Raw genomic sequence first — 15,590 nt, forward strand, 5'->3', positions numbered from 1 at the left:
CGACCCTGGAGTCCCATGACCTCGACGCACCGACGCCGGCGCGGAGCTCTCGCTCTCGCCGCTCTCGCGGGTGCCCTCCTGGTCGGATCTCCTCTCACGGCATCCGCAGCGCTCGCCGCGGCTCCGGCGCCCGCCGCAGCCCCTGCGCCGGGTGATGCGATCGAGGTGTCGTACTCCGACGTGAGCGAGATCCGTCCGGGCGAGGGCTGGCTGATCGACTGCTCGGGGGTCGGCACGCTCGACGGCATCGCGGTCACGTGCGCCGACGACAGCGTCACGCTCGTGTCGGCCGGCTTCGATCCCGCGCTCGGCACCCAGACCCTCACCGTGCCCCAGGTGTTCGGCTCCCTCCGCATCTCTGTCGACTACCGTGTGCGGCTCGAACCGCCTCCCGTCCCGGAGGTCGGCGTCGACCGTATCGACCTCCCGATCGCGGTCGGCGAGCAGGCCCTCCTGCCGATCTCGGCGCTCGCGATCACCTGTGCCGCGTGCACGGCCGAGGGCGGAGCCACGATCCACGTCGAGACGCCGCCGCCCGTGGGGAAGTCGGCCGTGCCCTCGGGCGTCGCGGTCGGTGTGAGTGCCACGCACATCGCGGTGCGCGGCACGATCCCCGGCGATGTGGCGATCCCGGTCACGATCACCGACGACGCCGGACAGTCCGTGTCGGGCGAGGTGACGGTGACGTTCGTCGACTCTCCCGCGCGCACCGTCGGCGGCCTCCACGTGATCGGCGACGTCGACGGCCTCGACATGGTCGAGCAGGTGTGGGGCGGCGACGCCACGATCGTCTGCAGCACCCCGCAGTCGGTCGGCCTGCGCTGCACGGCCGACGGCGGCGTCGAGCGCACCGGCGAGGGCCCGGCGCAATTGCTTTTCCGCGTGGTCGCCGACGACGGGCGGTTCTCGTGGGGGAGCGTCACCGCGGACGACGACGTCGACGGCGTCGCGCTCGCGGCTCCGTCGTGGGAGAGTGAAGCGCCGCTGTCGCTCGTGTCGGCTCCGGTCGAGGAGGAGCAGGCCGAGGAGGCCGCACCGCTGGCCGGGCTCGCCCGGCTTCTGGAAGGGATACCCGCATCATGAGCCTTCGGCTGACCGTCGCCGACCGCCCAGGGGCACCGCAGCCCGAGTCGTGGATCGTCAAGATCGACGAGGCCACCACCATCTCCGAGATCGGCGAGTCGCTCGACGTCCCGGTCGACGAGCTGGCGCCGGGCACCGACCCTGCCTCGGCGTTCACCGCGACCGGCATCCGCAGCGGTGTGGTCGTGCCGTCCCGGCATCCCGTGGTCCTCGAGCCGGGAGCGCTGCGCCTGGAGTTCGTGGCCGGCCCCTTCGCCGGCGAGTCCGTGGCGATGACCCCGGGTGTCGCGACGACCATCGGCCGCGGCTCCTCCGCCGCCGTGCGCGTGGCCGACCCGCACCTCGGCGACGAGCACGCGACGATCACGGTGTCCGGTGGCGTCGCCGCCGACGGCTCGCTGCTGCCCCTCACGGCGCACGTCGAGCTCCTGGCGCCCGACGGGCAGCTGGTCGTGAACGGCTCCGGCGACGAGCGCACCGCCGAGATCGTCCCCGCCGACCTCGTGCAGCTCGGCAGCAGTGTCGTCCGCATCGGCGCGGCGCCCGCCTCCGACGCCGACATCACGATCGACGAGGTCGGCACGCGGGCGTTCAACCGTCCGTCGCGCATCCGCCCCTCGCAGGTGCCCCCGGTCATCCCGCTGCCCGGCGACAAGCCCGAGGAGCAGGACGCCTCGCCGCTGCCGTGGCTCTCCGCGATCGTGCCCGTGGTGCTCGGCATCACGCTGGCCGTCGTGTTCCAGCGCCCCATCATGCTGCTGATGGCCGCCGCGTCGCCGGTCATGGTCATCGGGTCGTTCTTCGCGAACAAGAAGCTCGCCCGGCGCAAGGGCGAGCGCAGCGAGGCCGACTGGATCGACGAGATCGACGACGCGCGCCGCCGCATCGCCGTGTACGTGCGCCAGCAGCGGCTCACGAGCTGGTACCACCACCTCGACCCGGTGTACATCCGCGACGTCGTCACGCGCCCGCTCTCGCGCCTGTGGGAGCGCCGTCGCGGCGAGGAGGACGCGCTGCGCGCGCGGGTGGGCGTGGCCGACGTGCCCCTCGACGTGCGCTTCGAGGGCGGTCCGCAGAAGGAGAGACGCAGCGAGAGACGCGTGGGCGTCTCGCCGTCGCCGGTGGCGGTCGACCTCGCCGCAGGTCCCGTCGGCGTGGCGGGGCCGGCCGACGTCGCGAGCGGCGTCACCCGCGCCATGCTCACCGGCCTCGTCGCGCTGCGCTCACCGCGCGACCTGCAGGTCGTCGTGCTGTGCGACCGAGACCAGGAGCACGCGTGGTCGTGGACGCAGTGGCTGCCGCACGCCCAGCCCGGGGTGGGGCCCGTGGCGCTGATCGGCAACACCGACCTCACGCGCCGCGAGCGCATCCGTGAGATCGGCACGCTGCTCGACATCCGGATGCGGATCGGCAAGGACCGTCGTCTCGACTCCGAGTCGCAGATCGTGCTCGTGGTCGACGGGGCGCGGCGCTACCGCATGCTCCCCGGGATGGTCACGATCCTCGAGCACGGCGCCGCCTACGGCATCCACGTGATCGCGATCGACTCCGACCGCTCGCGCCTTCCCGAGGAGGCGACGACCGTGGTCGTGGCCGATCCCGGCGACCCGTTGCTCGGCCGCGTCGAGTCCGGCGACGCGTACCACTCGCCGGTGCTGTTCGACCAGGTGAGCGTCGGCTACGCCGAGGAGATCGCCCGCGCGCTGTGCTCGATCGAGCACGTGCGCGGCGTCGGCGACGATGCGACGGTGCCCAGCAGCGTCCGCTACACCGAGCTGCTCGGCATCGACCTCGCCGACCCGCAGCCGATCATCGACCAGTGGCAGGTCGTGCCGCGGCAGTCGTACGTCGTGATCGGCGCCGGTGCCGAGGGGGAGTACGCGATCGACATCGCGACCGACGGTCCGCACGCCCTCGTCGCCGGGACGACCGGTTCCGGAAAGTCGGAGTTCCTCCAGGCGCTCGTGATCTCGCTCGCGCTCGCCAACCGTCCCGACGCGCTGAACTTCGTGCTGATCGACTACAAGGGCGGATCCGCGTTCGCGGACTGCGCGCGCCTGCCGCACACAGTCGGCATGGTCACGAACCTCGACGCCCGCGAGACCGAGCGCGCGCTCGCCTCGCTCGACGCGGAGCTCAAGCGCCGCGAGCGGGTGCTCCGCGACGACATCGGCGCCAAGGACGTCGACGCCGCCTGGGAGAAGGATGCCGAGGCCGCGGCCCGTCTGGGTCTCGCGCGCCTCGTGATCGTGGTCGACGAGTTCGCCGAGCTCAAGACCGAGCTGCCGGACTTCATCACGGGTCTCGTGCGCATCGCGCGCGTGGGCCGATCGCTCGGCGTGAACCTCGTGCTCGCGACGCAGCGCCCCTCCGGCGTGATCACGCCCGAGATGCAGTCGAACATCAACCTCCGGATCGCCCTGCGCGTGACCGATCGCGCCGACTCGACCGACATCATCGGCGTGCCGGATGCCGCGCTCATCTCGGCGTCCACGCCCGGTCGCGGCTACGTGCGCGCGGGTCTCGACGCGGCGCCGATGCCGTTCCAGACCGCGCGCGTGGCCGGACTCCGCATCGGTCACCAGCGCACCACGCGTGTGCTGCCCCCGGCCGCACGCTTCGACTGGCAGACCGTCGGCCTCCCTCCGCGCTTCCCCGCGGTCGAGGCTGCCGCACACCGCCCCGACCAGGACGACACCGATCTGCGCGGCCTCGTGCAGCTCGCGAACCAGGCGGCCACGGCCCTCGGCATCGAGCGCAGCCCCTCGCCGTGGCTGCTGCCCCTGCCCGACCTGCTGCCCCTCGACCGCTTCGACGAGTCCTCGGCACCCGAGGGAGGGCTCGTGCTCGGTCTCGTGGACGTGCCGTCGAAGCAGAACCAGCGTCCGCTCGTGTGGAACGTGCTCACGGGCTCTCATCTGCTGTTCTTCGGCGGCAGCCGTTCCGGGCGCACGACAGCGGTGCGCACGCTGCTCGCTCAGGCCGTGCAGCGCTTCACGCCGGCCGACCTGCACATCTACGCGGTCGACTACGGCACGGGCGCACTGCTGCCGTTCGCCGACGCCCCGCACACCGGCGCCGTCGTGACCCCTCAGGACGCCGCGCGTCTGCCCCGTCTGCTCGACCGACTGGGCATGGACCTGTCCCGCCGGCAGGCGATCCTCGCCCGCGCCGGCGTCGGCAGCATCGCCGAGCAGCGCCGCCAGGTCGACGCCCGCGACGCCCTGCCCTACAACATCGTCGTGATCGACGGATGGGAGCGCCTCGGCGCCTCCATGAGCGCCGACGACCTGGTGCTGGTGCGCGACCAGGTCATGCGCCTGCTGCGCGAGGGGCCGGCCGTCGGCCTGCGCCTCATCCTCACGGCCGACCGGTCGATCTCGTCCGACAAGGTCTCGACGTTCATCGACACGCAGTACGCCCTGCGCATGCGCGACATCAACGACTACCGGGGCGCGGGCATCATGATCCGCGACCTCGCACCGAACATGCCCCCGGGGCGCGCGCTGTTCGGCTCCGAGGGCACGGAGGCGCAGTTCGCGGTGCTCTCCGCCGAACCGGGCGGCGAGGCGCAGACCGCGGCGGCCCGCGGCATCGTCGAGTACGTGCGCGGACACTTCGGCCAGTTCCCGCAGCTCGCCGAGCTGCCGCAGCCCCTGCGGGTCGACCCGCTGCCCTCGCGCATCGGCCTCAGCGTCGTGCACTCGCTGCCGCTGCTGGGCGGATCCACCGCCGAGACCCCGGTGGTCGCGGTGGGCGGCGACCAGCTCTCGCGCGTCACGATCGACTGGCCGAACGTCGGCGGCTTCGTCGTGGCCGGCGACCGCCGCAGCGGCAAGACCCACACGCTCGCGGCGCTCGCGCACCAGCTCGGGTGGCACAAGACGCCCATGGTCATCGTCGCGCGGGAGGGCTCGATCCTCGCCGAGGTCGCGAAGAGCCACGGCGTCACCGTCCTGACGCCGCGCACGCCGGACGAGGAGATCGCCGCCGCGCTCACGCCGACCGACCAGCCGTTGACGGTCATCGTGGACGACAGCGAGTCGATCAGGGACACCCCGCTCGACCGTGCGCTCGGCGGTGCCCGCGGGCATGCGCGCTTCATCGTCGGGGTGGGCGCGGAGTCGGCGGGGTCGTCGCTCACCGTGGCGCTCACCGAGGCGAAGAAGGGTCGCGCCGGCATCCTGCTGTCACCGCCGTCGACCATCGTCGGCACCCAGGTGTTCGGGGTCCAGCTCGCGCGCACGCACGTGGGCCGTGCGGCCCCCGGGACGGGCGTGTTCTTCAGCGACGGCTCGTACATGCCCGTGCAGGTCCCCGACCTGACCGCCTGACGTCGCAGATCCGCGCCGACGTCGCAGGTTCCGGCCTGAGTCCTGCGACCTCGCTGCGGATCTGCGACAGCGGTCTCACGCGCCCGGCGGCGGGATAGACTGACGCGGGTGTCGTGACCGAGTTCACGGCACGGCAGGACCAAGACGGGGGAATCAGTCGATGAGCACTCAGTGCCGCTTCTGCGGCGAGGCCGTGCGACCGGACAGCATGTTCTGTCCGTCGTGCGGGCAGCTCATCGGCATGCCGGGAAACGTCGTCCCGCCGTTCCCCGGAGGTGCCACGGCCGCCGCTCCGGCGTCTCCCGCCGAGCAGCAGCGTGTCTCCGAGCCGCTGCCGCCCGTCCCGCTCCCCGCACCGCTCGCCGCCGAGCAGCCGGCCGCACCGCCCCTCGCCGAGCCCACTCCGCAGCCCACCGCCTCCGCGCCGGTCCCCGAGGCCGCGGCCCCGCAGCAGCCCGAGACCCCGCAGCCCGCGGCATCCGCTCCCGCACTCCCGACCGCCGTCGCCCTGCCGGACGGCCGCAGCCTCGGACTCGACGCCGTGCTCGTCTTCGGACGCTCGCCCGAGCGCGGTGCGTCGGCGTACCAGGGCGCGCCCGTGCGCCTCGACGACCCCGCCCGTGCGATGTCGCGCGTGCACCTCGTGCTGTCCCCGGTGGTCGGTGCCGTGATCGCGACGGACCCCGGGTCGGCGAACGGCACCCTCCTCGAGCGCGACGGCACGCAGTACGCCCTCGTCGCGGGCACGCCCTCGGCCCTCGTGCCGGGCGACCGGCTGCTCCTCGGCGACGCGGTCCTCGTCGTCTCCTGACGGCGCATGGGGAGTTCTCCCCATCGGCTCGCCGCCCCGCGCGTGTTAGGAATATAACGGACCAATTCCGCGGCGTCGCCGCATGAAGCAGGGGGTATGACATGGCTGAGATCAAGGTAACTTCGGAGTCGCTCGCGGGCGTGGCGAACCAGCTCTCCTCGGGCGCGACGTCCATCGAGTCGCAGCTCGGAAACCTGAAGTCGCTCGTGCAGGGACTCATCGCCGGCGACTGGGGCGGCTCCGCCTCGCAGACGTTCAACGAGCTCTACGAGCAGTGGGACGCCGCCGGCATCCAGCTCAAGGAGTCCCTGAACGGCATCAGCGACCAGCTCTCGAAGGCCGCGCTGGCCTACGAGGAGTCCGAGAACAACATCGGCAACAGCTTCCGTTCCTAAGTCGTTTTCCGCCCGGTGCTCCGGGCCTGCTGATGTGAGGGGGGATGCCTCGTGGTGCAGTTCCACGTATCCACGCCGGCGCTGGGGTTCTCCGCGGCGTCGATGACCGGAGCGGTCGCGCAGTTCGACGCGCAGCTCGCTCAGGTCACGGCCGCGGTGAACGCGGTCGTGGGCTCGACCTGGACGGGGAGCGCGGCCGACGCCTTCCTCGAGGAGTGGACGTCGTTCCTCTCCAGCGCGGGCGTCACCCGTGAGGCTCTCATGAGCATCGCGGCGCGCCTGCAGAGCGGGCAGAGCAACTACGAGGGCAACGAGGCACAGCTCACGGCGGCCTCCCGCTCGTCGAACGTCAACATCCGCATGCCCGGCACCACCGGCAGCAGCAACGGCGGCGCCCAGGCCGCGCCCGCGGCCTTCCAGGCCGAGGGCGTGCAGGCCATGCCCGCCGAGGTCACGATCGAGGCACGGGTCAGCAAGGGGGACACCGCATGAGCGGTCTGCACACATACGAGACGGCGGACATCCGCGGCCTCGAGTCGGCGCTCAAGCAGCTGCACGGCTACTGCGGCGAGCTCCAGGCGCACGCGTCCGGGGCGACCGGCGCCGTGAGCGCCCAGTGGAGCGGCATCGCGAACCAGGAGTTCGTCAACTGCGTGCAGACCTGGCAGGTCGGCGCGACGATCCTCACCCAGTTCGCCGAGTTCCTCGCGACCTGGGCGGGGGATGCCGCGACGCAGTACGAGACCGCGCAGTCGTCCGTCGGTGGCATGTGGGGCAGCGGCGGCGGCTCCGGCGGTGGCGGCGGCGGCCGCGGACCCGTGGCGGTGTGACGTCATGGTGAGAATCGATCCCGCGAAGTACTCCACCGCGGCAGACGCCTACGACACCATCGCGCAGCAGGCGCTCGACTACGCCATCGAGGCGCGCAGCGCCCTCTCCGGCACGGGCGGCATCGCCGGCACCGACCCCGGCGGCGAGTCCTTCTCCGAGTCCTACGACGCCATGGCCGCCGCGGCCATGCAGACGCTGTACGACATCGCGGTCGCCTCGCGCGGCCTCGACCGCAGCCTCATGGCATCCGGCGGCACGCACGCCCAGGCCAACGCGAACGCCGAGGGCATCGTGTACGACGCCGGCTCGGCCTTCGTGCTGCGCCCGGCGATCGCCGAGACCAGCGTCGCCCCGCCGCCCTCGGCGTTCGGCGGACGCCCCGACACCATGGTGCAGGGCCTCGACAGTGCGGCCGTGTGGGTGTGGGACCAGATCCTCAACTTCATCGGCACGCTGTTCCCCGACGGCGACCCCGACAAGCTCGAAGAGGCGGGTCGCGCGTGGCGCGGCATCCTCAGCGACATCGGCAGTCTGCGCACCAGCATCCGCTTGGCCGACAACTCCCTCGCCGGCATCGACAGCGGCGAGATCGCGGCGATCACGCAGAAGGTCGACGACTTCGCCGACGGCCTGACGACGTTCCTCAGCGCCGACGAGGGCATCGGCCAGATCGACGACATCTGCAAGGAGTACGCGCAGACCATCCGGGACACCCTCGAGGAGACCCGGAACATGCTCATCCAGCTCGTGATCGAGGTGGTGGCCGGCGCCGGTCTGAGCTTCGCGCTCTCGTTCGTGACCTTCGGCGCCGCGGGCGTCGCGGGTGCGGCGGCCATCACGGCCCGCGTCATCGCGATCGGCGGACGCATCGGCGCGCTCGTCACGAAGTGCGTGGGAGTGGCCACGCGTCTCGCTGCGCGTCTGCGCGCCATCGTGCCGGGGCTCGTCCGTGCGGGACAGAACTTCCCCCGGCTCACGCGCGCCGGGATCGAGATCGTCTCCGGCACCGGAGCCTCCGTGATCGCCGAGACCGTGCAGGGCAGCAACGCCAACTACGGTGCGGCTGCGCTCTCGGGTCTCGCGGGCAGCTCGCTGACCGCCGCGATCGTGGCCCCGTTCGGCAAGGCCGGCGAGCGGTTCGTCGTGCAGGCTCTCGCGAACGGCGCGGGCGGCGCCGGCGGCACGGTCGTCGACCTGGCCGTGCGCGGCGAGGAGATCACGGGAGCGGCCATCGCGATGGGCACCGGCCTCGGCGTCGCGGGCTCAGCGCGCCTTCCCGGACGTCGCGGCGGAGCGGCCGGCGGCGGCAGCAACAGCGGCGGCGGCGTGCACGTCAACGACTACGATGGCCCCTCGGGCACCGGCGACGCGGCGAACGCGTCGGGCGGAGACGGCGGCGGCGCCCCTCGCACCGACTTCGACGGTCCGACCGGACAGGGCGGCGACATCGGCGGAGGCGGCTCCGACGGCGGCGCCGCACCCTCGAACCACGGCGACGCCCCGGCTGCCACCGATGTGCACGTGACCCCCGAGGGCAGCGGCAGCGGCGGAGACGGCGGCTCGTCGGCAGGCGACGGCGGCAGCTCCTCGGGAGGCGACGGCTCCTCCTCGGGTGGCGACAGCTCGTCCGCTCCGGAGACCACGTCGACCCCGGACAGCACCTCGACCCCTGATAACAGCGCCGACGCCTCGTCGACCGGCGACGGCCCGGCCTCGTCGGGTACCGACGGAGGCTCCTCGACCCCCGACCCGGCCCCGACCTCGCAGGGCACGGGCGGCGACTCGTCCGGACTCGGCGGCGGTGCGGGCGACTCTGCTCCGACCGGCACGGGCACGGGCGGTGCGGGAGACTCTGCTCCGACCGGCACGTCGACCCCCGTCGACGGCGGCACGTCCAGCGAGGGCGGCAGCTCGTCGTCGAACGGCGACTCGACCGCACCGACCGACATCGACCTCGACACCACGCCGCCCGTCGACACCGACCTCGACGTCGACCCGACGGCCGACGGGACCGGTGCGGACGCCGACGGCACGGGTGCGGACGCCGACGGCACGGGTGCGGACGCCGACGGCGCCGACCCGACGACGGACGGCAACGGAGCGGATGCCGATGACGCGGCCGCGCACACGCCGGCCGACCAGGACTCGACACCGGCCGACCAGCCGCGTCGCGAGTGGGACGGCCCCGCGCCCACCCACGACCAGCACGGCCGCCAGTACCTGCAGACCGACGACGGCCGCCGCACGCTCGAGGGCGACCCCGACAACACGTACCGCGACCGCACCGGCCGTCTGCACGACGCCGACACGCACCACTTCGCGACCGACACCAACAAGCCCGAGACCGACCTCCCGGTCGATCGTGCGGTGCGCGGCGACGCGGAGGACTTCCGTCTGGACCCGGACGCTCAGGCCGACCACCAGGCGCGTGTCGACGAGCGCACCGACCTGCAGAACGAGTCGCGCGACGCCTCCGAGCGCGTCGACGACCTCGCTCGCGAGGCCGACATCGATCCCGCCGACCTGAACGGCCGATCCGAGGACGTCGATGAGACGATCCGCGACCTCGTCGACGACGGGCACCTGTCCGAGCGTGACGCCGACCGCATCCGTGCGGCTCTCGACGACGAGCGCAAGGCGGCCGACGCGCTGCGCGGCGGGTCGGAGAGGCTGGGCGACCAGGCTGCCGGCGCCGTGTCCGCGGCGCGCGGAGAGACCACGCTGATCGCACCGGGCGGTGCGGGCTCCGGGCAGTTCGACCACGTGACGATCACCGGGAACCCCGAGCCCACGCTGCACGTCTACGAGGCGAAGGGCGGCAACTCGTCGCTCGGGTACCGCACGGTCGACGGCGTGCGCGCCGAGCAGGGCACCACGGCCTACCTCGACGACATCGCCCAGCGCGACCGTCGCCTGCAGGAGAGCCTCGACGCCTACATGCAGAGTCCGGACGCCGACCCGAACGTGGTGGAGGCGATCCGCAACGGCACGCTCGACGTGCGCTACGAGCTCGTCGAGGCGCGTCCGAACGGCGACATCCGCGTCACCGAGTTCCAGATCGATCCCGATCGGGTGCGTGTTCCCGGACGTGTCGACGGCGACGCCACGGTGACGCCCGACGCCTCGACGAACCGTCCGGTGGTCGCCGGTGGCGGCGCGGCCGTCACGCCCGACGCCTCCGTGCGCACGCCCGACGCTGCGGTGCACACGCCTGCGGGCGGAGCGGATGCCGGTGCGGCAGCGCACACGCCGGATGCCGGGACCACCACGACCCCCGATGCGGGCGAGGCCGCCCCGCACGCGGCGGACACGGCTGCGGACGCGGCGACCGACGCCACCACGGCGGACGCGACCCCGACCGCCGACCCTGCGACCGCCGACCCCGCAGCCGCGGATCCCGTCGACGGGGCCGACCCCGCGAGCGCCGCGGGCGACGACGGCAGCGGGAGCGCTGCAGACCCGACCGCAGCCGATCCGTCGACGAGCACCGGCGGAGTGCCCGGACGCGAGTACACGCTCTCCGACGGCAGCACGTACACGACCCAGTGGGCGCCGGAGCAGGTCGACAGCATGCGCTCGGCGTACGCCGAGCTCGAGGGCCACGTGACGGCATCCGGCCGCACGATGGACGACCTGGTCGACCTCATCCATACCCCGACCTCGTCGCTGAGCCCCGCCGACGTGCAGTTCCTGCACGACCTGCGCCGACTGGTCCAGGTCGACGGCTCGACGGTCTTCCAGCGGGTCATCGCGCCGGGTGAGGACCTCTCCCGGATCTCCGGCTCGTACCCGTACGGTCTCGACTCCTTCCGAGGATTCGTCACGAGGCTGCAGGACGTCACGCACTTCGGGAACGCGCAGGACGTGTTCACCGGACTCCGACTGGACTACCAGAACTCGCAGTTCCACTCGCTGCTCGACGGTCCGATCCAGATGATCCGCTACCAGACCGCCACGGCGCCGGAGATCCCCTTCAACGACCGTCTGCTGGGTGCACCGTCGTCCTACAACGATCCGGCGCCCTTCACCGGCAACGGCTTCACCTCGTCGGGCATCCCGACGCCCGACGGCAACGTCGTGCCCGAGCTCTACGCGCCGACCGGCACGGTCGCGCTGCCGCGAGCGGAGATGTGGGAGGTCACGACGACCGGGACGTACCGGCTGCTCGCCGTCCTCGACGACACCCAGACGTGGCTGCAGGTGCGTGCGTGAGCACGCCCGAGGTCGCCGAACGCGGGTCGGCGGCGCCGCATCCCGTCGGTCTCTTCGGATTCGTCCGCGGCACGGAGGTCGAGTTCCTCGCCGCCGCGAGCGCGGGCACGTTCGGAGTGCCCGTCGACTACGTCACGGCTCGACGAGACGCGGTCCCTCCGGGCACCCCCGAGGTGAGCGATGAGCGACCCGCGTCCGACGACGTCGTGCGCGTCGCGGTTTCCGAGGTCGACGATCTCGTGCGGTGGACGTGGACGGCGGTGCTCGACGGCGCCGAGTACGGGGTGCAGGCGGTGCGTGACGGTCGCGCGGCGATCGTGACGCGCGACAGCCGACTCGTGTGGGGTGACGGCTGGGAAGGGAACGTCCGCGACGGCTGGGCGCGTTGGGTGGATGTCGACGACCTCGAGGTCACGGCGCACCGGCATCCTGCCCTGCCGAGCTGATCGCGCCGGGACGGTACCTTCTATGGGGAGCGGTCGTGCGCGGCTTCCGCTCGCCCCCGACTGACGAACGACAGGACTCTCATGGCGACGCCACTGCAGAAGCTCATCTGGCCGACGACCGAGCAGGCGTATCTCCGCGACGGCTCGGCGCTGCTCGCCGGTCCCGTCGTGCGCATCGCCGACGCGATCGGCTGGACGACCGCGCCCCAGGTGCTGACCGCGTACGGCCTCGACGCGCCGGACGCCCCCTCCGTCGACGTGCTCCGCTTCCGTCCCTCGCCCCTCGCGCAGCTCCGCGTGCCGTCGCCGGGATCGCCCGCGGCGGTCGCCGGACACGGGAACGGGTTCCTCCGCGGTGCCGGCGTCGTGCCGGTGTGGGACATCGCGCCGACCGAGGTGCCGCAGGGCGCGGAGATCTGGCGCATCTTCGCCGACGGCCGTCAGGAGCTCGTGTCGGCGTACGGGGGCCCCGCGTTCGGCTGGCGTGCGACCGCGGTGTTCGCCCCGCCGAGCATGGTCGTCGGACCCCGGGCCGAGTGGCAGGGTGCCGAGTACCGCGTCTCCTGGATCGACGAGACGACGGTCGAGCTCGTCACCGTCGGGGAGACGGCGCCCGAGGGCTTCGAGCAGTCGCGCCCGCACGTGTTCCGCCGCGTCGTGGCGGCCGCCGAGTGCTCCCGGTTCTTCGAGGACTCCTTCAGTGCGGTGTGGAACGGCGACGTGCGCTGCCGCGTCATGCAATTCGCCGAGGACGAGGCGTCGGTGCTGCTCTCCGTGAACGCCGAGCGTGCGGCGGCGCTGGAGGCCGTCGAGCTCGAGCCGGGCGTGTACTGGAAGGTCGTCCCGCGGGCCGAGCTCTCCGAGATCCGCGGCGTCGCGACCGAGCTCGCGCCGCCCGTGCAGTCGTGACCAGGTGACGGATAGGGTTTCAGATATGACGTGGAAAGCGATGACTCCGACCGAGGCGTGCGACCTCATGGACTTCTGGGCCGGCGCGTCCTGGCCGCTCACCCGTGATGAGGTCATCGCGCTCGGAGCCGAACGCTTCGGGTGGTCGGTCGAGGTGGACCGCGGCGTCTCCTACCTCATGAACACGGTCTCGGGCTTCACGATCCCCGACGTCTCGACGATCGGCGAGGATCCGCTGAGCTATCTCACGCTCCGGATCTCCGACGTGATCCGCGACGTGACACCCGAGTCGACGGCCTTCCTCGGCGACGCGTTCACGCTCGCCGTGCGCGAGGGGGAGCGCCGGTGGGGACCGGCCTCGCTGCGCGACGTCAAGGACTCGCGGATCGCGAGCTGGGACACCGCCTCCGGGGGACGGATCTCCTTCAGCAATGCGCCGAAGAGCCTCGCCGCCCGGTTCGAGACGCCGCAGGGTGTCGCGCTCGACAAGCGGCTGGGTCACTGACGTGGCGGGCTGGGAGGAGTTCGAGGGTGCGCTGGCCCGCACGTTCCGCGAGGTCACGGATCGCGTCTTCGTGATCATCGCGGCGGAGGCGGACCCGACGCGCTACGTGCAGTTCGCCGGTCGGCCATCGCAGCTCGACGCCGAGGCGCCGGGAGCGGACGTCGTGGCGGATGCCGACGAGTCGGCCCTCGTCTCGTCGGGATGGTCCGCGCCCGAGCGGGAGCAGCCGAACTGGGCCGTCTCGCTCCCCCTGCCGGCCCTGAGCGACGAGTACGCCGCGCTCGCGGCGCGATGCGTCGCCGCGCTCCGCGACGCCTACGCGATCTCCTCGCCCGATGAGCTCGCCTACCGCGCGTGGCGCGACGGCGAGCGGATGCCGGCGGGGGAGACCTGGACGCCCGAGCAGATCGCGCGTCTCGATACCGGAGCGGATGCCGTCGAGCTGCCGCTGCTCGGCATCTCCTCCGACTGACCCGGCGTCGGCGCGCGGGCTGTCAGCGGACGGCTGCGGCGTCGGCGAGATGCCGTGCGTTGTGGCTGAGCACTTTCACGATGATGCCGTGACGGCGCAGTTCGGCCACCGTGCGGGCACCCTCGTCGGCGTCGCGGCCGAGGGCGCGGATGTTCGCCACGACCAGCACGTCGCCCTTGTGAAGGGTGGCGATGAGCCGGGTGAGGCGGTCGTTCCAGCTCTCCAGGATGTCGGGCGCCGGGTGGCGGAAGCCCTCGATCGGCACGCCGAAGCGGGTGAGATCGTCGCGCTGCTCGACCACCGAGGGCATGTCGTCGCGCGAGACGACGAGTCCGACCAGACGCGAACCGTCGGGGCGGGCCAGCCAGAAGTCACGGTTCTGCTGCAGCTCCGTGAAGCACTTCGGACACTCGGCCGCAGCGTGCGGCAGGTGCAGCGGGCTGGTCAGGGCCTCATCGACGGACGCCGGGGCGGTCGTGGGTTCTGTCGTCTCGCTCATCGCGCACCTCCGGCATCCATTCTGCCCTGAAACGGGCCGGATCGGCGACCGTTCAGACGAGTCCGAGCGCTCTCACCGCGTCGCGCTCCTCGACGAGTTCGGCGACCGAGGCGTCGATGCGCGCCCGTGCCCAGTCGCTCACCTCGAGGTCCTCCACGACGTGCCACGCGCCGTCGACGGCGCGCACCGGGAACGAGCACACGAGCCCCTCGGGCACCCCGTACTCTCCCCGCGAGACGACGCCCGCCGAGGTCCAGTCCTCCGTGCCGTGCACCCAGTCGCGAACGTGGTCGAGCGTCGCGTTCGCGGCGGATGCGACCGACGACGAGCCGCGCACGTCGATGATCTCCGCGCCGCGCTTCGCGACCCGCGGGATGAAGGTGCCCTCCAGCCACGACGGCACGTCGCCGACGATGGCCTCGAGCGCCTCGGCGGCGGGTCGACCGGCGACTGTGGCGTGCGACACGTCGGGGAACTGGGTGGCCGAGTGGTTGCCCCAGATCGGCACGCGGCGCACCGTGTCGACGGGCACGGCGAGCGTCTGCGCCAGCTGCGCCCTGGCCCGGTTCTCGTCGAGTCGGGTGAGCGCCGTGAACCGCTCGGCCGGCACTCCGCCGGCCGAGGCCGCGGCGATCAGGGCGTTGGTGTTCGCGGGGTTGCCGACGACCGTGACGCGCACGCCCGGTGCGGCGTTCGCGGCGATCGCGGCACCCTGCGGGCCGAAGATGCCGCCGTTGGCCGCCAGGAGGTCTCCGCGCTCCATGCCCGGTCCGCGCGGACGCGCACCCACGAGCAGCGCGAGGTCGCAGCCGTCGAAGCCGACCGCCGGGTCATCCGTCACCTCGACGTGCTCCAGCAGGCCGAACGCGCCGTCCTGGAGCTCCAGTGCCGCGCCCTCGGCGGCGCCGAGCCCCTGCGGGATCTCCAGCAGCCGCAGCCGCACCTTCTCGTCGGTGCCGAGGAGGTCTCCCGCGGCGATGCGGAACAGCAGCGCGTATCCGATCTGTCCGCCCGCGCCCGTGATGGTGATCGTGGTCGTCATACCCCGAGCCTACGTCCGTTCCCGGTGCACGATCAGGACGTCGCCCCGGAG

The 15,590-nt window shown here is 72.6% G+C and carries 13 protein-coding genes; 11 read left to right on the plus strand and 2 right to left on the minus strand.

Annotated features, from left to right (window positions below):
• The first annotated feature begins 15 nt into the window (after positions 1–15).
• The 11 genes from ACIPY8_RS03050 (at position 16) to ACIPY8_RS03100 (ending at position 13,998) form a co-directional block, all read left to right on the plus strand.
• Entirely contained in the window at positions 16–1,083 is a 1,068-nt protein-coding gene (locus ACIPY8_RS03050) for a hypothetical protein (protein WP_400814822.1), read from the plus strand.
• On the plus strand, positions 1,080–5,417 hold the full coding sequence (locus ACIPY8_RS03055) for an FtsK/SpoIIIE domain-containing protein (protein WP_400814824.1): 4,338 nt from the start codon (positions 1,080–1,082) through the stop codon (positions 5,415–5,417). Before ACIPY8_RS03050 ends, ACIPY8_RS03055 begins: the two co-directional genes overlap by 4 nt.
• Before the next feature lie 160 nt (positions 5,418–5,577).
• Entirely contained in the window at positions 5,578–6,228 is a 651-nt protein-coding gene (locus ACIPY8_RS03060) for a hypothetical protein (protein ID WP_400814827.1), read from the plus strand.
• A gap of 101 nt (positions 6,229–6,329) precedes the next feature.
• Positions 6,330–6,623 (plus strand): WXG100 family type VII secretion target, encoded by a 294-nt coding sequence (locus ACIPY8_RS03065; protein WP_050723320.1) that lies wholly within the window; start codon positions 6,330–6,332, stop codon positions 6,621–6,623.
• Positions 6,624–6,674: 51 nt separating this feature from the next.
• Positions 6,675–7,115 carry a WXG100 family type VII secretion target gene (locus ACIPY8_RS03070; RefSeq protein ID WP_400814829.1) on the plus strand — a complete coding sequence of 147 codons (441 nt, stop codon included), beginning with the start codon at positions 6,675–6,677 and terminating at the stop codon, positions 7,113–7,115.
• Positions 7,112–7,453 carry a hypothetical protein gene (locus ACIPY8_RS03075; protein WP_400814831.1) on the plus strand — a complete coding sequence of 114 codons (342 nt, stop codon included), beginning with the start codon at positions 7,112–7,114 and terminating at the stop codon, positions 7,451–7,453. Before ACIPY8_RS03070 ends, ACIPY8_RS03075 begins: the two co-directional genes overlap by 4 nt.
• Before the next feature lie 4 nt (positions 7,454–7,457).
• On the plus strand, positions 7,458–11,666 hold the full coding sequence (locus tag ACIPY8_RS03080) for a hypothetical protein (protein WP_400814833.1): 4,209 nt from the start codon (positions 7,458–7,460) through the stop codon (positions 11,664–11,666).
• Complete coding sequence (locus ACIPY8_RS03085; protein ID WP_400814835.1) at positions 11,663–12,112, plus strand: hypothetical protein; 450 nt, start codon at positions 11,663–11,665, stop codon at positions 12,110–12,112. The genes ACIPY8_RS03080 and ACIPY8_RS03085 overlap by 4 nt, the downstream gene beginning before the upstream one ends.
• Before the next feature lie 81 nt (positions 12,113–12,193).
• A complete protein-coding gene (locus tag ACIPY8_RS03090) occupies positions 12,194–13,021 on the plus strand; it encodes a hypothetical protein (RefSeq protein WP_400814837.1) in 828 nt (275 codons plus the stop codon).
• A 25-nt stretch (positions 13,022–13,046) separates the two neighbouring features.
• Positions 13,047–13,526 (plus strand): DUF6301 family protein, encoded by a 480-nt coding sequence (locus ACIPY8_RS03095; RefSeq protein WP_400814839.1) that lies wholly within the window; start codon positions 13,047–13,049, stop codon positions 13,524–13,526.
• A complete protein-coding gene (locus tag ACIPY8_RS03100) occupies positions 13,495–13,998 on the plus strand; it encodes a TY-Chap domain-containing protein (protein ID WP_400814841.1) in 504 nt (167 codons plus the stop codon). The genes ACIPY8_RS03095 and ACIPY8_RS03100 overlap by 32 nt, the downstream gene beginning before the upstream one ends.
• Before the next feature lie 22 nt (positions 13,999–14,020).
• On the opposite strand, the gene ACIPY8_RS03105 is transcribed toward ACIPY8_RS03100, so the two are convergent.
• A complete protein-coding gene (locus ACIPY8_RS03105) occupies positions 14,021–14,497 on the minus strand; it encodes a recombinase family protein (RefSeq protein ID WP_400814843.1) in 477 nt (158 codons plus the stop codon).
• Positions 14,498–14,549: 52 nt separating this feature from the next.
• Positions 14,550–15,539, minus strand: coding sequence for a malate dehydrogenase (locus ACIPY8_RS03110; RefSeq protein ID WP_400814845.1), 990 nt, complete (start codon positions 15,537–15,539; stop codon positions 14,550–14,552).
• Between the last annotated feature and the right edge of the window lie 51 nt (positions 15,540–15,590).

Source organism: Microbacterium sp. NPDC089696, from assembly GCF_044749125.1.
In the GTDB taxonomy this organism is placed as follows: Bacteria; Actinomycetota; Actinomycetes; order Actinomycetales; family Microbacteriaceae; genus Microbacterium.